At 35.4% G+C, this 18910-nt stretch carries 15 protein-coding genes and 1 riboswitch; of the genes, 1 reads left to right on the top strand and 14 read right to left on the bottom strand.

The window, feature by feature from the left end; all coding sequences use genetic code 11:
* Positions 1 to 482: 482 nt before the first annotated feature.
* From ACECE_RS0212170 to ACECE_RS27410, 9 genes are all read right to left on the bottom strand, one after another.
* Positions 483 to 1538: an IS30 family transposase gene (locus tag ACECE_RS0212170; protein ID WP_010243871.1), complete on the bottom strand. Its 1056-nt coding sequence runs from the start codon at positions 1536 to 1538 to the stop codon at positions 483 to 485.
* Positions 1539 to 1662: 124 nt separating this feature from the next.
* A complete protein-coding gene (pgsA, locus tag ACECE_RS0212175) occupies positions 1663 to 2208 on the bottom strand; it encodes a CDP-diacylglycerol--glycerol-3-phosphate 3-phosphatidyltransferase (protein WP_010247394.1) in 546 nt (181 codons plus the stop codon).
* Positions 2209 to 2342: 134 nt separating this feature from the next.
* Entirely contained in the window at positions 2343 to 2756 is a 414-nt protein-coding gene (locus ACECE_RS0212180; protein WP_010247397.1) for an acyl-CoA thioesterase, read from the bottom strand.
* Between the two features lie 75 nt (positions 2757 to 2831).
* Positions 2832 to 3806: a 6-phosphofructokinase gene (gene pfkA / locus ACECE_RS0212185; protein ID WP_010247399.1), complete on the bottom strand. Its 975-nt coding sequence runs from the start codon at positions 3804 to 3806 to the stop codon at positions 2832 to 2834.
* A gap of 89 nt (positions 3807 to 3895) precedes the next feature.
* Complete coding sequence (locus ACECE_RS0212190; RefSeq protein WP_010247401.1) at positions 3896 to 4093, bottom strand: hypothetical protein; 198 nt, start codon at positions 4091 to 4093, stop codon at positions 3896 to 3898.
* A 21-nt stretch (positions 4094 to 4114) separates the two neighbouring features.
* Complete coding sequence (gene mtrB / locus ACECE_RS0212195; RefSeq protein WP_010247403.1) at positions 4115 to 4348, bottom strand: trp RNA-binding attenuation protein MtrB; 234 nt, start codon at positions 4346 to 4348, stop codon at positions 4115 to 4117.
* Positions 4349 to 4480: 132 nt separating this feature from the next.
* Positions 4481 to 7990: a DNA polymerase III subunit alpha gene (locus ACECE_RS0212200; protein WP_010247405.1), complete on the bottom strand. Its 3510-nt coding sequence runs from the start codon at positions 7988 to 7990 to the stop codon at positions 4481 to 4483.
* Positions 7991 to 8250: 260 nt separating this feature from the next.
* Complete coding sequence (locus ACECE_RS0212205; RefSeq protein WP_010247408.1) at positions 8251 to 9990, bottom strand: phospho-sugar mutase; 1740 nt, start codon at positions 9988 to 9990, stop codon at positions 8251 to 8253.
* A 322-nt stretch (positions 9991 to 10312) separates the two neighbouring features.
* Positions 10313 to 12673 (bottom strand): methyl-accepting chemotaxis protein, encoded by a 2361-nt coding sequence (locus ACECE_RS27410; RefSeq protein WP_010247410.1) that lies wholly within the window; start codon positions 12671 to 12673, stop codon positions 10313 to 10315.
* Between the two features lie 128 nt (positions 12674 to 12801).
* Here ACECE_RS27410 and ACECE_RS0212215 point away from each other — a divergent pair, with 128 nt between their 5' ends.
* Positions 12802 to 13026: a DUF896 domain-containing protein gene (locus ACECE_RS0212215; protein WP_010247412.1), complete on the top strand. Its 225-nt coding sequence runs from the start codon at positions 12802 to 12804 to the stop codon at positions 13024 to 13026.
* A 232-nt stretch (positions 13027 to 13258) separates the two neighbouring features.
* A riboswitch (cyclic di-GMP riboswitch) is annotated at positions 13259 to 13354 on the top strand.
* Positions 13355 to 13575: 221 nt separating this feature from the next.
* On the opposite strand, the gene ACECE_RS0212220 is transcribed toward ACECE_RS0212215, so the two are convergent.
* The 5 genes from ACECE_RS0212220 to cpaB are packed head-to-tail and all read right to left on the bottom strand — an operon-like array spanning position 13576 to position 18885.
* Complete coding sequence (locus ACECE_RS0212220; protein ID WP_010247414.1) at positions 13576 to 14496, bottom strand: type II secretion system F family protein; 921 nt, start codon at positions 14494 to 14496, stop codon at positions 13576 to 13578.
* 11 nt (positions 14497 to 14507) lie between these two features.
* Complete coding sequence (locus ACECE_RS0212225) at positions 14508 to 15491, bottom strand: type II secretion system F family protein (protein WP_010247417.1); 984 nt, start codon at positions 15489 to 15491, stop codon at positions 14508 to 14510.
* Positions 15492 to 15533: 42 nt separating this feature from the next.
* The gene (locus tag ACECE_RS0212230) at positions 15534 to 16892 is read right to left on the bottom strand and encodes a CpaF family protein (protein ID WP_010247419.1); all 1359 of its coding nucleotides are present in this window, start codon (positions 16890 to 16892) and stop codon (positions 15534 to 15536) included.
* Positions 16893 to 16918: 26 nt separating this feature from the next.
* Positions 16919 to 18118, bottom strand: coding sequence for an AAA family ATPase (locus ACECE_RS0212235; RefSeq protein ID WP_010247421.1), 1200 nt, complete (start codon positions 18116 to 18118; stop codon positions 16919 to 16921).
* A gap of 14 nt (positions 18119 to 18132) precedes the next feature.
* Entirely contained in the window at positions 18133 to 18885 is a 753-nt protein-coding gene (cpaB, locus tag ACECE_RS0212240) for a Flp pilus assembly protein CpaB (protein WP_010247423.1), read from the bottom strand.
* Positions 18886 to 18910: the final 25 nt, after the last annotated feature.

An 18910-nucleotide genomic window follows, 5' to 3' on the forward strand; every position in this document is an offset into this window, starting at 1 on the left:
TCCTCCTAAAAATACATTTCAACAATGCAAAATTAATTTAGGAATTATGGATTTGAGAGAATGATTTAAGAAATGGAAAACCACGAATATATTACAAACATTTTTGAAACGGATATATCAAAACTTTTCCCCAAAGTGCAACGAAAGCAATCAATTAAATTATAAAACCAAAATTCCCCTTAATATATATTCTTTATATAGCCTAATTATAACACTCATTTATATAAAAATAAAGATTAACAATATATTAAGTTGTTTTTATAAATTGCAAGTTAAAGTGACGGTAAAATTTTGGTAAACTTGTATAATGCAAACTATTGGCACTATTGTTCGGGATGTCAAGGGCGAGCATAGCTCGTTCATCGTAGGCAAAGCCGGAGACCCTTTACATCCATTGCACTATCATCCTTTTGTTCCCGGTCTGTTATGACAGACCGGCTGCCTTCTGGCGAGGACAGGGCTTGGGACAGAGTCCCAAGGTTTTAACTTGCAGCCATATCAATTGCAGACTTATATGCTAATATTCGTCTTGGATAGTTATTTATCCATGTTTCTATCCATTTTATCGTCTTTTTACTTATTCTCCCTATATCTGTTCCTTTTGGTATAAATCGGCGTATTAGCTTGTTTGTATTTTCGTTTGTGCCTCTTTCCCAGGAGCTATATGGATGTGCATAATATAGTTTCACCCTTTTATCTTTTCCAGCCCTCACAGACCGTTCTATGCCTTCATAATCAAGAAATTCACTACCATTATCCACTGTTATTGTTTTGAATTTATCCTTAAATGATTTACCATATTTCTTCTCCAAACAATCTAGTGCTGCTACTACTGATTCTTGTGTCTTTGATGGCATTTTGATTATTATTTCCTCGCGTATACTTCTCTCACTTAAAACCAGTAATACTGCACCTTTCCCTTCACGTTTTCCAACAACACAGTCCATTTCCCAATGTCCATATTCCTCGCGCTTATCAATCTCTGTAGGCCTTTCTTCAATGCTTGTTCCTTTAAGATTTTTATGCGGTATCTTTATTTTCTTATAGTCTCTCTTTTTGCCAGCTTTTTTCACTGGAAGATCTATATTTGTAAGGTTTAAGAACACATCTCCTCGATCTATATAGTTATATACTGTCTTTGTACATATTTGGGTCTCAAACTCTAAGCCTTTCGCTTCTATCTCTCCTATCACTGCATCTGGGGAATACTTTTCTTTTACAATCTTTTTTTCTATGTGTTTGACTAATTTGTGGTCTTTACCTATCTTTAATCCAGGTCCTTTGTTCCTTGCATTCTCATAATATATTCGTTGCCCTACATCTGCACAATATTCTTCTCTGTAAGTCAAATCAGAGTTCACAAGCTTTATCTTTCCCCTCGATATTTCTCTTTCTATTGTTCTGATACCTCTTTGCATGCGCTGTGCTATTTCATAAGGTTTTAATCCCTCTTTTAACAATATTTCAATACTATATCTTTCTCTTGCTTTTAGGTGTTTATATTTTTTTGTTTTTGCGGTATTATTAATCTGGCTCATGGTTTTCTCCTTTGTTTGTTTTTCGTGGTTGCTAAACATTATACAATGGATTTTACCATGAGTCTCAATTTTTTGCTTCTTCCGTCACTTTATTTTACAACTTACCTATTAAGTTGTTTTTATTTTAGTTTATCTTATCATTTGTAATCTTTCTGAACTCCATTGAATACATAAAGAAGGAAAACAATGTAGAGAAAACTGCAATCAAAACAAATATATCAATTAGAATATTAGTATATGTATTTATCAGATTTCCAGACTTAAGAACTATAGTCATAACTATAGCAAGCGAAAAAATTACAGTAGTCATCTTGCCATACCAATTTGCCTGTACAACAAAATTCACTTTCTTATATAAGAGAATACTTCCTAATATCATAAAGATTTCTTTCGCCAAAACTATTATTAAAACAGGCAACGGTATTATTTCTTGTATACTAAGTATAGTCAATGCGGTCAGCTGCATAAGTTTGTCAGCTAAAGGATCTGCCAACTTTCCAAATGAAGTGATCAAATTATATTTTCTTGCGATCATCCCATCCAGCATATCGGTAATGCATGCAACTACAAATAATACAACAGCAGCAATGAACTGTTCATTGTATAAACAATATCCAAAAGCAGGAACAAGAAAAAATCTGATTACGGTTAGAATATTAGGAATATTCACTTATTCACCACCTGAAAGCATTTTAGTCAAATATTAGTTTTACCGATTTTTATTAAATTCATTTTACCATAGATACCCATTTTATTACAACGGTCTGTAACAAAATCATGCTCCATGTTTCTTTAATATTCTTTTTACATTAATTTTGCCATTAAGTCATAAATGTCCGGAGCATGCTTTTTCATGTTTAAAGGCCTAAGCTCCTTGTTCGTCCAAGCATGCATGGTTTCACCATAGTTTATTAATATATTACTATTCTTATTATATACTTCATAATAAAATGTAATTCTTGTAAAAGAAATTTGTTTGATTTTTGTTGTAACTATTAATTCATCTTCATACTTTGCAGCACCTTTGTAACAACTCTTTAATTCCAGCAGCGGAAGCATAAATCCACTTTTTTCAATATCAGAGTATGACATACCAATGCTTTTTATAAAATCCGTTCTAGCCGCTTCATACCAAATGGGATAATTTGAATGATGCACTATCCCCATTTGGTCTGTTTCAGCATACCTTACAACAATTTCTGTTTTCGAAGTATACATAATCTCCACCTTTAATTTGCCCAATCTAAAACAAAATAAGCGTATTTATATATATTTACTATAAGTTAATCTTTCTTACAAAGACATTATTTTGCTTAATCCTATCAATTCTTCCGGTAATGACTTCTTCATTTCAAGGGCTTCATCCAAATCAAGGTCTACAACAACACTATTTTTATAGGATATTATCCTGTTTCGTGCCCCGGCTTTTAATACTTCAACAGCCTTTAGCCCCATCATGCTTGCCATAACTCTGTCTTGAACAGTTGGACTTCCCCCACGCTGGATATGTCCAAGTATTGTTGCCCTGGCTTCGATGCCAGTTTTCTCAGTAATTTCCTTTGCTATTTCTATCGCTTTTCCCTCAACACCTTCAGCGACAATAACTGTATAGTTCTTTTTACCCCTATTGCGGCCTTCAATTATTGGCTTTAATACATCCTTATCAAGATCAAAAGGCTTCTCAGGCAGAATAACAGCCTCAGCTCCACCCGAAATACTTACATTCACTGCAATATAACCTGCATGCCTTCCCATAACTTCAAGGACGCTGCATCTCTCATGGGAATATGCTGTATCCCTTATTTTATCAATTGCATCCTGAACAGTGTTTAATGCAGTATCATACCCAATTGTATAATCAGTGCAACCTATATCATTATCAATTGTACCAGGTATGCCTATAACGTTCATTCCAAGTTTACAAATGTCTCTAGCCCCTCTGTAAGACCCGTCACCGCCAATAACAACCAAAGCATCTATACCAAAAACTTTAGCCATTGCCATAGCCTTGTTAAGCCCTTCTTCAGTTTTAAACTGTGGTGATCTTGCAGTCTGTAATATCGTTCCACCTCTTTGTATTATATCACCTACAGACCTTGCGGTCATTTCCTCCATATCACCATGAATCAATCCGTCATATCCTTTTCTTATACCCATAACCTTCATTCCGTAATAAAGGCCTGCTCTCACTACCGCTCTAATAGCAGCATTCATACCCGGTGCATCTCCACCGCTCGTTAATACACCTATTGTCTTTATCTCACTCACCGTAATTCCTCCTTAATAGCATTAAACCCGTGTCAAACTAGCAACACGGGATAATCCAATCATTAACCTATTCACATAAATCAAAATACTTAATATCCCTTTTCAATAATCACACTGTGTGCTTCTTCAACTTCCGCCTCTGGAACGAGCACCTCATAGTAATTATCATTATTTTCATGGTTCTTGCTGATTGGTCTTAACTTAACCAAAATACCTTCATTTGTCAACAAATCCTGCATAGAAGTGGCGATCTCCCTACTTTGAGCCATATATACCACTGTCCACATATAAACACGCCCCTTTTTGTTTTATTCACCTGAAAGAATTTCTCCATGACGACATAACACTTTAGCTTTGCCTCTAATTTTTATCGCAGAAGTATTCTCGGTAAACTGGGCTATAAGCAACTCACCCTTATCCAGTTTCTCAGTATGATGGAATTTTGTATCCCTACCTCTAGTCATACCGATTATATTGACACCATTTTCTTCAGCCTTAATTAAAATATAATCTCCTGATACTTTTTCATTTTCCCAATCCAATTAAAACCACCTCGTCATAACTATATATTAATTCAAAACAAAAATCAATACGAATTTTAGATGGATAATACATCTCAGCTACTATTAAATATCGTATTATTTTTAATTTTATTAACATCAATTTGATAAATTTTATACTACTTTTACATTTTCTTCTCCAAGTCTTTGTTTTAGTTCCGCTATTATACTTTCATTTAAAGCTATCCAACATTCTTTTTCTAATACTCTGCCTTTCTTTTCCACATCATCACACAAACAAACGGGAGTATCCCCGTTGAAGTATTTTAATAACGCCATTAATGAGTCCCTTTTATCATCCTCAATATTATGACTCACTCTCAAATAAACCTTCTGAACCTGCATTTTCTTTAGAGGGTTTATCTCCTCACATATTATTTTAGGTTGCTCCTCTTCCTTAATACTTATTCTTCCCTTGATAAGAACAATATTTTCTTCAACTATTAACTTCGAATACTTCTCCAGTACGGTCGGGAATACAATAACTTCCATCATGCCATACAGATCTTCCAAAGTCAAAAAAGCCATTAAATTATTGTTTCTTGTAGTTTTGGTTTTCTTTGATGTAATTATTCCTCCTACGATAACATTCATTCCATCACTTATATTTTTTGCATCATCCAATGAATACGCTTCTTCACTCTGATTAGCATCTACATTCAACTCGGAGCTAAATAAACTCACCATTTTATTTAATTCTTCTTCAAATTCACTTAATGGATGACCGGAAATGTAAAGCCCAAGCATCTCTTTTTCCATTGATAAAAGCACTTTATTAGGATATTCATTTATATCAGGATATATATCTTCATCTTCATAGAAACTTGTTTCACTACTATTTACCTTGTCATCGGTACCCATTGAAAGCTCAAACAGAGATAATTGTCCCTCCATGTTTCGCTTCTTAATCTGAGCTATTCCATCGAGCATTTTTTCAAAAACCGCAATCAGCCTTGACCTATAAACTCCCATAGAATCAAAAGCTCCACTCTTTATAAGACTCTCAATACATCTTTTATTTACATCTTTACCGTCAATTCTATCGCAGAAGTCCCTGAAAGACCTATAGTTTCCATCAGTTCTACGCTCGTCTATAACTGATTTTACGGCACCTTCTCCGACATTTTTAACTGCAGCCAGTCCAAAACGTATTTTCCCGTTTACTACAGTAAATTTCATTTGACTTTCATTAATATCCGGAGGCAATACCTCAATGTTCAAAACCTTACATTCATGTACATACTGCGATATTTTATCACTGCTACCCAAAAAACTATTGAGCAGCGCAGCCATAAATTCAACTGGATAATAACACTTTAGCCACGCTGTCTGATATGCTACTACAGCATATGCAGCCGCATGGGATTTGTTGAAGGCATAGCTCGCAAAATCCATCATCTCATCAAAAATCTTGTTTGCTATTTTCTCATCTACACCATTTCTTACGCATCCCATAACTACAATGTTTCCGTTTTCATCATCTATACCATGAATGAAATTTTTTCTTTCCTGCTCCATTACACTTATTTTCTTTTTTGACATAGCACGTCTTACCAAGTCAGACCTTCCCATTGAATAGCCGCCAAGGTCTCGAACGATCTGCATAACCTGTTCCTGATATACCATACATCCGTAAGTTACATTCAAAATATTCTCAAGAAGCGGATGATCATATTTTACCCCTGCAGGAACATTCTTATTTTTTATATATCTTGGAATCTGGTCCATTGGACCCGGACGGTATAGGGAAATTCCAGCTATAATATCTTCAAGGGATGTTGGCTGGAGTTCTTTCATAAACTGGGTCATTCCAGCACTTTCAAGCTGAAAAACTCCCGACGTCTTACCTTCTCCGATGATTTTAAATACGTTTGGGTCGTTCATTTCAAGCCTGTCAATATCCAGCTTAGTATTGTAGTTTTCATACACCAAATCAACCGCATCTCTAATAACCGTTAGTGTCCTAAGACCTAAAAAGTCCATCTTCAGAAGTCCCAATTCTTCCAACTGCCCCATTGGAAACTGGGTGGTTACACTCTCATCGTTTTTCTGGAGTGGTACATATTCCGTTATAGGGTCTTTAGATATAACTACACCAGCAGCATGCGTGGAAGCATGCCTTGGCATCCCCTCTAAAAGCCTTGCAGTATCTATCATATCTTTTATTAAATTATCCTGCTCATACTTTGCTTTTAGTTCCGGGTTCATTTCCAAAGCTTTACCAATGTTCATTCCGATCTGCATCGGTATCATTTTTGCAACAATATCAACTTCGCTGTATGCTATATCTAAAGCTCTTCCCACGTCTCTAATTGCAGCTCTTGCAGCCATAGTTCCAAAAGTGATTATCTGTGATACCTTATCTTCTCCATACTTTCTGACAACATAATCAATTACTTCCTGTCTTCTTTCGAAGCAAAAATCTATGTCTATATCAGGCATAGTGACTCTTTCAGGGTTTAAGAAACGCTCAAAGAGCAGGTTGTATTTCAATGGATCTATATTGGTTATTCCAAGGCAATATGCTACAAGACTGCCCGCAGCCGAGCCTCTCCCCGGACCTACAGGTATACCGTTATCCTTTGCATATTTGATAAAGTCTCCAACAATGAGAAAATAATCTACATATCCCATCTGTTTAATAACTGATAACTCATATTCTAATCTTTCAAGCTTGTCCTCAATACATTCACCAAATAAACGGTTTAATCCCTCATAGCACAATTCTTTCAGATATTTAAAAGCATCCTTGTTATCCGGTATGCTAAACTTCGGCAAGTGGAGTTTACCGAATTCCAACTCTACATTGCACATTTCACCAATCTTAACAGTATTCTGTATTGCTTCCGGTACATTTACAAAAACATCTGCCATCTCTTCAGGCGATTTCACATAGAAGTCTTCCGTTGAAAATCTCATTCTGTCTTCATCGTTCATATTCTTTCCGGTCTGTATGCAAAGCAATACCTCATGGGCCCTTGCATCTTCTTTTCTTAGATAATGAGCATCATTAGTTGCAACAAGTGGAATTCCTGTTTCTTTTGAAAGCTTCACAAGCTGGCTGTTTACAAGTTTTTGTTCCTCTATGCCGTTACTTTGCAATTCAAGATAGAAATTTCCCTTACCGAAAATGTCATTATACCTTTGTGACACTTTCTTTGCACGCTCAAAATCATTATTCATTAGTGCCTTAGGCACATCACCAGACAGGCATGCACTTAGTGCAATCAATCCCTCACTGTACCGTTCAAGAACCTCAAAATCAATCCTTGGCTTATAGTAAAAGCCCTCTGTAAAACCTATAGATACAATCTTCATTAGGTTCTTGTATCCCCTGTTGTCCTTCGCGAGGAGCACCAAATGCCCGGGATCGGAATCCAAAACTCCCTGTTTGTCGTGTCTGGTTCTCTTTGCAGTATAAACTTCACATCCAAGGATTGGTTTTATCCCATTGTTGACTGCTTCCTTATAAAAATCAACCACTCCATACATTACTCCATGGTCTGTAATAGCTATGCTATCCATACCTAATTCTTTTGTTCTCTTTATAAGATCTTTTATTCTATTTGCCCCATCAAGCAAGCTATATTCCGTATGAACATGCAAGTGAACAAATTCTCCCAAATCTCATCATCCTCTATGCTAAGGGGTGTTCTTTTTTAGTCCCCTAATAATCAAATTTTTTAATATTATAACATATCACAGCGGTAGCTGCAAACAAACTAGTAATGCCCGCTGCGATAAACTGAGAAACATTATCTTCTAAAAGTTTGTTAAAAAAACATACTTTATCAGAAGTTGTATATATAAAACGAATAAGCCATAAACACGAGAGATATCCCTCTTGTTTATGGCTGTGTACTCAAATCTTTTAAAACTCAATTTTAATCAAATAAGAGTTTTTCAACTACTGCCAACACGTTTGTCTGTATTTGTTCCAGCTTGCCTTTTGCAGCATCCATTCCCTTATCAGTTACACCATAGTAAATCTTAATTTTTGGCTCAGTCCCTGATGGTCTGATACAAAACCATGACTTACCATCCTGCATTTCATAATACAAAACATCTGATTCAGGTAAATCAATAGCTTCCCTTTTGCCTGAACTTATTTCATATCTTTCACCCTTTTGGTAGTCTCTTACAGCAGCCGCCTCAATATTACCAAACTTGGTTATTTCATCTTCTCTCATCTTATTCATGGCAAACTTTATTTTGTCTACACCATCTTTGCCCTTAAGAGTATAAGATTTAATTCCTTCAATGGTATACCCGTATTTATTCAATAATTCCATTAAACCATCATAAAGTGACATATCCCTTGATTTATAATATGCAGCCATTTCAGCAATTAACATAGACGCTACAACAGCATCCTTGTCTCTTACAGAAGTTCCGGCTAAATAGCCATAGCTTTCTTCAAAACCGAAGAGATACTTTTTGTCTCCATTCTCATCAAGCAGTTTTATCTGCTCCCCGATAAATTTGAACCCTGTCAAAACTTCTATAAGTTCAACTCCATATTCCTTAGCAATTTCCCTTGAAAGCTCAGTAGTTACAATAGTCTTAACAACAAATCCGTTAGCCGGCAGAGTACCTTTCGCCTTCTTCTGGGACAAAATATATTCAAGCAGTAAACACCCTGTCTGATTCCCCGTAAGTGTAATATATTCACCTTCCTTATTTCTTGCAACTACACCCACTCTATCACTGTCTGGATCTGTTCCTATAATAAGGTCTACGTTCTCACTCTTTGCCAACTCTATTGCAAGCGTGAAAGCTTCTTTTTCTTCAGGATTTGGTGATTTTACAGTTGAAAAATTCTTATCCGGGAGCTCCTGTTCTTTAACAACCAATACATTCTTAAATCCAATCTCGTCAAGAACTCTTCTAACAGGCTTGTTTCCGGAGCCATGCAAAGGTGTGTATACAATTTTAAAATTCTCACCAATGCTCTTTGCCAGATCAGGATTTACAGAAAGACCTTTAAGCATAGCTATGTAAGCATCATCTACTTCTTTGCCAATAATATTTAAAAGTCCCTTTTCGATAGCTTCATTCTTCTCAATAAATGTAACACTTGTTATGTCCTCAATTTTGTTCATAAATTCGAGAACCTGGTTTGATTCCTCTAACGGAAGCTGTCCACCATCTTCACCATATACCTTATATCCGTTGTATTCCTTTGGATTATGGCTTGCAGTTACAACTATACCTGCTGCAGCTTTAAGATATCTTACAGCAAATGACAATTCAGGTGTAGGTCTTAATTCATCAAACAAATATGCTTTTATTCCGTTACCTGCAAATATTTTTGCAGATTCAAGAGCAAATTCCGGTGACATGTTTCTGGAATCATATGCAATAACAATTCCTTTGTTTGCTGCACCTATACTATTTACAAAGTCCGCCAGTCCTTGTGATGCTCTTCTTACTGTATAAATATTCATTCGGTTTGTACCAGTTCCTATAATTCCTCTTAAGCCGCCAGTACCAAAGTCAAGATACTTATAAAATCTATCTTCGATTTCCTTTGGGTCATCTTTAATCCCTTGCAATTCTTCCCTTGTTTGCTCTTCAAAGTATTCATTTTCCAGCCAAAACTTATATACAGCATTGCTCGACATATACTACTCTCCTCTTTTATTTTTTTGTTACACTAATTATCCATAGTTTTACTAATACTATATGAACATTTATATTTTTCAGTAATTAGTATACCATATTTAACCGATATTACAACCGAAATGATAAAAAACCCAAAAAACCTCAAGCACTAATCTATAAGCCTATTTCAAACTCTTCGCAAAAACTCCCGAAAGCATTAATCCTTGAGATTTCAGGAAATTATCTTCGCTAATTCCGCAAATATGAGCTCACAGGAAATTTATTTCCCATGAGCTCATATTTGTAAATAATTTATCAGATTAATTTAACCCTGTTACCACATCAAACTTTAAACATATTTATTGTACCCTCAAGATTTGCTGACAATTCATTAAGGTTATCCGACAGTTCCATAAGATGTCTTACCAGTTCAACCTGATCATCCATTGCCCCATAGATTGCCTTAACATTATCTTTTGTCTTTTCGGTACTGTCAGTTAGGTTATTCATAAACCCAACAATATTTATTCTTGCCTGCTCAATACTATGTAAAGAACTTTCAATATCCGTCATCTGGTTAAAAATATTATCCATAAATTTCATAATATCATCAAACTTACCGATAGTATCATTTACAGCAAAATCATGACTTCCCATTACCGAATCGGAAGACTTGATAAATTCTCCTGTTAGCAATACCGTATCACTTATATTTTTCAGCTTGTTTTCAATATAGTTAACCGAATTATTAGATTGTTCAGCCAATACCCTTATTTCCGTGGCCACAATGCTAAAGCTTCTGCCTGCTTCACCGGCTCTGGCAGCTTCAATCGCTGCATTTAATGCGAGCATGTTTGTCTGATTTGCAATCCCTCTAATAAACCCTATAATCTTTGAAATTTCTGAAGACTCAGACTTCAAAGTTTCAATCAGTTTTCCAAACTCAGATACAGTGTTTTTAACCTCATTTGCATTTACCAGCAGTTTATTAACCGATCTTTTCCCATCCTCACTTAATTCTTTAGCGCCTGATACAATCTTGCTCACGCTGTCAAAATCATCATTTATTAATTGTATTTGATTTGACAACTCATTAACAACCTGTCCGTTAACTTCTATACTGTTTGCTTGAACGTCTATAACATTTTTCACTTCAGAAAGCATAGCAGAAAATTGCTCAATTGAAGCATAACTTTCCTGACTACTACAGGATACAATTTTTGATGAATCTACCGCAACATTTGATGCCATTTTTACGCCCGCAATCATTGCCTTCAAATTACTTACCATATCTCCAAAACTTAATGCCAAATTGCCTATTTCATCTTTTCTGTCAATACAACAGGCAACTTCCAAATCCCCTCTTTTAATCCTATCCATTAACTCTGTGAGACATTTAATACCACTTGAAATATCCTTGGTAATAAAAATGGATAAACCGATCCCAACTAATAAGCAAGCTAAACCGATGAGTATGATTTGTAGGGATGCTACGTTTATATTTTCAGTTATTTTATCAACAGGTGTCATAGATATGATTTTCCAATTTATTGGAGTTCCTTCAATACTCCTTATATAGTAATACGCAACAAGCATCTGTCTACCGTTAACTTTGAAGTCTTTTCCAACAACCTCTCCATAGGTTGTATTTTTCTCACTAACTTTGCCTGACTCCAATAAATTCTTTATTCTGTTGTTTATTGTTTCATAAATTTGCCCGGTAATATATCCATCTCTTTCAGTAAGGCTATTTTTAAATTCCTGACTTACTTCTTTTATTTCACCTAATTTATATAGCGGCTTATCCAGTATTTTATCCTTATAGGTTAAATTTGTCTTACCCATAAATTCAGCCAAGGTCTTACCATTTTCGTCAACCTTGTTCACCTCATTTAGCAATAGTCCATTTTCTTCGATATTATCCGGATTGAGCACAATATTACCCGATTCACCTAAAACAACAAACTTCCCTTCATAAGGTAGTTCTGTCTTTTTAACAATGTCCTTCAAAGCAGATTCCCTCACACATATCTCAAGGACACCAGCACTATTTTTTAAACTCGTAGGGGAATATACGGATTTAAATAAGGAAATGGTCCTTTTTTCATTTGATTTCCGATTAAAAACAAGGTCGGTAATATGTGTGTCAATCCACATTGAACTCTTTTTACTATCTACAAACTCTTTATATCCTATAGTTTTAGTATAATCTTTGTCAAGGTCTAGAAAACTCGATGCAGTTGCTACTGCACCATCCCCTTTGTTATCGGTTACAATCATATTCATTACGCTATCTATTCGGCTTCCGTACAAAGTGTCTACAATTGGTTGTATTTTACTTATTGCTCTTGCCCTTGAAGTCTCTTCATTTATAACATTAAGTTGTTCAATATTAGATGATATTGTAGCTTCTCTAGATGAATGCATTGCAAATCTATCAATTTCTTTTAAAGAAACTTTCAAGCTTTCTCCAGTCTCTTCCAGAAGTTCATACGTGCTTTTTTCTGCCTGTTCTATCATATTATTTGAAATCATATTTAAAGACAAAATAATAATTAGAAATATCGAACATGCAAGTATTAATGCTATCGAAACGCTTAGTTTTATGCCTATTCCTATTTTATCAAACCTCAAAAGCTTAATCGCTTTTTTGCCCAAATTCTTGTTTTTCTCCTTCAATTGAATGGTCTTTTTTTCTGCCACACTTATCAACCTCCAATTTTTACAACATTATGTATAATAGTTTATCGTAATTTTTTTGTAATAACTAAAGTGTTTTATTATTAATTAAAATAGATTATAATAAGAAAAAAACATATGGAAGTGATAAAATGGAGCAAAGTAAAATAAATAGAATTAATGAATTATCTAAAAAATCTAAATCAGTAGGTCTTACTCCAGCAGAAAAGGAAGAGCAGCAAATACTCAGAAACGAATATATTAAGAATTTTCGAAACAACTTAAAATCTACTCTTGATACAATTGTAGTAGTTGATGAACAGGGCAAAAAAAAGCCTTTAAAAGAGAAGCAGATCATCCCAACTGATAAAAATTAAGCCTGACCTTTAAAGTTAAAAAGCTTTAATATTTTAAAATGACGTAAAATATTACGCTTTTAGGTGAAATTATTCATGCGGCTTGAATAATTTACTGCAACATCCTTAAGAACTATTTGTACTGGATAATTCATGTAATTCTATGTTTTAAACCCTGTACAATCTATGCTATAATAAAAATGTAATACATTCTACCTCCCTTAAACCTAAGGTATAAGGAGATAAATAGGCTTATGAAACAGGGCAAAATCATTGAAAAATGATGACGCAAAGCTATGGGTCTAAGTTAAGGATTATATATCCTTGATATGATCGCCAAGTTGCCATTAAAAGTTCTGTTTATACTCTTTAAATAAATTTGGGAAATAGGTCTTATTAATTTCCTTATACCGCTTTTTTTATGAAAATTATGAATATTCTTAATAAAAAAACGAGTCGTGTATTTATGATACAACTCGTTTTTTTTGAGTAATTTGCGAAGCAAATGTCCAAAAATCGAGTAGGGCTAAATTCGTCCGAGACTTTGATTACGCCTATTTTTCATCATTTCTATTTGGTGAACGTGTAAATAACCTTTATAATTACAGGCCCTATAAGAACTGAAAAAATTGTTGGGAAAATAAACAAAACCATTGGTATAAGCATTTTTACCGGAGCTTTCATAGCTTTTTCCTTAGCTCTCTGTCTCCTTTTTTCACGCATCTGTTCGGACTGGATTCTAAGCACATTACCAATGCTGACTCCAAGCTGGTCTGCCTGTATTATCGAACCAACAAATGTTGTAAGGTCATGGAGACCAACCCTTTCTGCCATATCCTTAAGAGCATCTCTTTTTTGCTTTCCTACTTTCATTTCCTGAAGAACGTTTTCAAACTCAATTGCAATAGGTCCAGGCATCTTGTCAATAACTTTTGCCAACGCTCCATCAAATCCAAGACCTGCTTCAACACTTACCGTCAACAAATCCAATACATCCGGAAGAGAGTTAAGTATCTTCTTTTGCCTTTGTGCTATCTGTTTATTCAAAACCAAATTAGGAAACAACAATCCAAAACAGATCTCAATTATTCCGACAAACACTATACTCCTTACGTCCAATCCTAAATAATAGCATACACCTGATGTTATAAATGGTAAAATCACTACAATAATAACCTGCATGTTTATCCAGTCTTTCATGGACAGGTTAAACGGATTGCCCGCATTAACTACCTTCTTTTCAAATGCAGATTTAAACTCTTTAGGAGTTATCCTTAATATGACTTTACTTATATCATCAAGTATAGGACGTATTACTCTCACAAATAAAGGCTGGTTCAATTCGTTTTCTAAAGTCTTTACATCTTCCTTGGTAATTCTGTCAAGCCTTATACTTACCACTTTCCTGTTTCTATAGAAAACTCCAACAAAAGCATAGAATATGAAATATGATGAAATAAAAATTGAAGCCAAAAGTAAATATATAATCATATCTTAGCACCTCACACTTCAATACTTACGATTCTGCTAATAAAGTATATCCCTATAATTTCCATAAACACTGAAAATCCAAGTATTATAAGACCAATCGGATCAGTAAAAAGAACCATTACGTGGCTTTTATTTATAAGAAACAGTATAAACCCTAATGCCGGCGGTAATGCGGCAATTATCATTCCTGACATTCTTCCCTGTGCAGTTACAGTTTTAACCTCTCCTTTTATTCTTATCCTTTCCCGTATAGTTGTAGAAATATTGTCTAGAACCTCAGAAAGGTTTCCACCAACCTGCCTTTGAATCAAAACGGCAGTTACCACCAATTCAAGGTCATCACTTGTAACCCTTGTAACCAGATTCTCAAGAGCCTTTTCCGTTGTTGTTCCAAAATTTACTTCCTTTTGAAGTTGTGCAAACTCTTCTGCCATAGGACCTGTCATTTCCTTGCTTACTATGTCTACTGCCTGAAAAAAACTATATCCGGCCTTAAGTGAGTTGGATATAAGAACAATTGCATCATTAAGCTGATCATTCAGAATCCTTAAACGCTTCTTAATCTTTATTTTAATATATAGAGACGGAAGTACCCATCCAATAACACCACCTACAATTGCAACTAAAATGGCTAAAGAAGATGAACTAGCCAGCACAAACATAAAGGTTCCAAAAGCAAAAAACAGTATAATACTAACAGTTATATACTCCTCAGGCTTTAGTAAAATGTGCGCTCTCTGAAGCTCAAGCTGGATCTTTTTCTTATAGCCGTCCAGAGATTTTGCTTCCTTGACACCTCTTGAAATAAAACCAAGGCCTACCTTATATTCCTTCTGTTTGCTCCTTCTCTTTTCCTCTCCTCCTACCATCTCCATTAAATTTGTATATCTGGTTAAACGCATGATAGGAGTCTGCTTGCCTATTAAAAACTTCAATATCTGGTAAGAGAAAAGTAAAGCACTTACAAATGCTGATACAAGAATAAAGTTCATCATTTTAAAAGTCCTTCCTCTCAATTATGATAAAAAGCACCAGACTTAAGCAGTAAACAAGTCCGACGGAAGCATTACACCGGCTTTTTCAAACTTCTCCATAAATTTGGGCTTTATTCCGGTAGGTACTATGTCACCGATTATTCGTCCTCGCTCATCTTTTCCAGACTGCTTATAAATAAATATGTCCTGCATGGTTATTATGTCACCTTCCATACCTGTAACTTCAGAAATATGTGTTATCCTTCTGCTTCCGTCTTTTAACCTCGACTGCTGCACTATAATGTCAACAGCCGATGCTATCTGCTCTCTTATAGCCTTTACAGGAAGTTCCATACCTGCCATTAATACCATTGTTTCAAGCCTTGCCAGCATATCTCTAGGAGTGTTCGCGTGCCCTGTTGTAAGTGAACCGTCATGACCTGTATTCATGGCTTGAAGCATGTCCAATGCTTCTCCACTTCTAACCTCTCCTACAACTATCCTGTCAGGCCTCATTCTCAGTGAGTTTCTTACAAGGTCTCTTATTGTAATAGCTCCCTTTCCTTCAATATTCGGAGGTCTTGTTTCAAGCCTCAAAACATGGTCCTGTCCGAGCTGTATTTCGGCGGCATCTTCTATTGTCACTATTCTCTCATCCTCTGGTATAAAGGATGAAATAACGTTTAGTGTTGTTGTTTTACCACTGCCGGTTCCTCCTGAAACTACGATATTTAACCTAGCTTCAACACAGGCCTTCAGGAACATTGCAACATTTGGAGTCATCGTCCCAAAGTTAATTAAGTCCTTTACAGTATATGGCTTCTCAGAAAACTTTCTTATAGTAATGCTTGGGCCATCTAGAGCAAGAGGAGGAATTATTACGTTAACACGAGATCCGTTCGGAAGTCTTGCATCTACCATTGGAGAGCTTTCATCAATTCTCCTACCCAATGGCGCAACGATCTTTTCAATTACATGCATAACATGTTGGTCATCTTTAAATTTGACTTCTGACAATACCAGCTTTCCTTTTTTTTCAACATATACCTGGTTAGGCCCGTTTACCATTATTTCTGATACTGTCGGGTCATGAATAAGTGGGTTGATAGGGCCAAACCCAATTGTTTCATCTATTACTTCGGACAAGATTTTTTGACGCTCATTTTTCGTAATATATGTACTTTCTTCATTTAGTATATTCTCTACAATTGCTGATATTTGTTCTTCCAATACTTCGTCATCGTTAGGTCCGAGATCTTTAAGGGAATCAGTCTTAATTTCTTCAATAATTTTACTGTGTATCTTCGCTTTGATAGTTGCATAAGGGTCTTCCTGAGCAACCTGAGTCTTCTTAACTTTTTGCACCTTACTATCAACAACTTCAACACTTTTTTCCTTTTGAATCCTCTCAAGCAGTGACATCTCAATTCCCCCACTCTATTTGCTGACTATAGTCCAAACAATTTCTTTACAGTGCCTTTTTCCTTTTCAGGAGTTTGCTTATCTGTAACAAGCTCATTAGTAATATTAAAAACTGCTTTTGCCACTTTAGTTTCAGTCCTTGTCATAACAAACGGAAATCCTTTATTGGCAGAAGTAATTACGGTTTGACTATCTTCGGGTATATATGCCCATATCTGATGCTTTAATGTGTTCTCAAAATCCTTATATTTAATGCCAAATTGCTCTGACGCCTTGTTTAATATTATATTAATTTTCTCTTTCGGATAATGTAGAGTTTCCATAACATCAAGACCAGCTTTAACATTCTTTATCGTAGGCAAGTCCAAGGTAGACAGCATAAGTATTCTATCTGACATATCAAGGGCCTGGAGGACTGTTTCGTGGAAACTTGCAGATGTATCAACTATTATGTAATGATAATGATCTTTAAGTGTATTGAGTATCTTCTCTACATGGGAAGCAGTTATATATTCCGCATATTCAGGCTTTAATGGAGCAGGAAGCAGCCTTACACCTGAAAAATGTGTCACAAGATAATCTTCCACCACATCACCATCAAGCTGATTAATCTCTTTTATAATGTCGCTGATTGTATTTTTTACTGATGCATTGAGCATTATTGCAATATCACCAAATTGTAAATCGAGGTCGACAAGTGCAACCCTCTTTTTCGTAGTTCTTGCCATACTTACAGCAAGGTTTGACGCAAGTGTTGTTTTACCTACGCCGCCTTTTGTACTAAATACAGTAATTATTTTTGATTTAACTTCTTCCTTAACTTTTGTTACATTTGACCGCTGTCTCCTCTGTGATTCAATATCATAGGTTTTAAGTATGGTTGTTATCAAGTCATCACTTGAAAAAGGCTTATTCAGAAAATCTTTAGCTCCTGCTGTCATAGCCTTCCTTAAGTACTCAGACTCTCCTTGAACAGACATAATTATAACTGCTGTCTCGGGAACATTTAATGAAATTTCTTCGGTAGCCTTTATTCCATCCATAACCGGCATATTTATATCCATTAAAACTATATCAGGTCTTGATTCCTTAACAATAAAAATTGCTTCTTCACCATTTTCAGCTTCACCGATAACTTCTATGCGCTTCTCAAAAGAAATTAGCGTTTTTACATTATTTCTGGTCTCTTCGGTGTCGTCAACAATAACAACTTTTATCTTCTCCATATTATTCCCTCCATCTACTGTTTTGGTACAATTATTACACCTTTATCGCCCATTACATCATCTTTTATAGTACCATCACCAGATATAATCTTATCATCACCAATGCTCCTCAAAGTCATCCTCATAGTGCCAAATTCAGTCACAAAAGTCAGCTTTTCAGCATCCTTTGGACTAACCGCAAGTGTTACAGTCTTTGGAAGCTCTAACTTCTTATCTTCTTCTATTGCCAAGTCCTGTCCTAAAGCAAGAACCTGAACATTCTGTATTACCGTTTGAGATATTCCCAAATTAATTATTGTATTTTGCCCTATATCCTGCTTCTCAAGTGGAAAACTGGCTATTATATCTACAAAATCTCCGGGCCTTATCAGGTTTGCAACCTCCGTCTGCTCATTAACGTTTACACTTATTGCCCTCATCCCCTCAGGTACGTTATATGCCAAAGTAAAATTGTCTTCCTGAACCAGCCTGCTCCTAAGTATTTGTTCACCTTCTATAACGCTTTCCTTTAGACGTTTACCTATGATATCAGCTTGAACTAAAACAGCATCCGTATTTAAGTATTCTTTTGTAACCCTGGTTTTCTTAATATCAGCCTCGGTAATCTCATATTTGGCAGCCATCGTTTTAGCTGCAACATAAACATCTATATACTCTACTACATCAGGCTTAACTGTTGCATCTTTGATATACAAAAATACCAATGCTGTTGTGAATAGTGCCAGGATTATTGAAATTACTATTACTCTTTTATTTACTGATTCCATAGTGTCCCTCCTTAGTATATACGGG

The sequence above is a fragment of the Acetivibrio cellulolyticus CD2 genome (assembly GCF_000179595.2).
GTDB lineage: Bacteria > Bacillota > Clostridia > Acetivibrionales > Acetivibrionaceae > Acetivibrio > Acetivibrio cellulolyticus.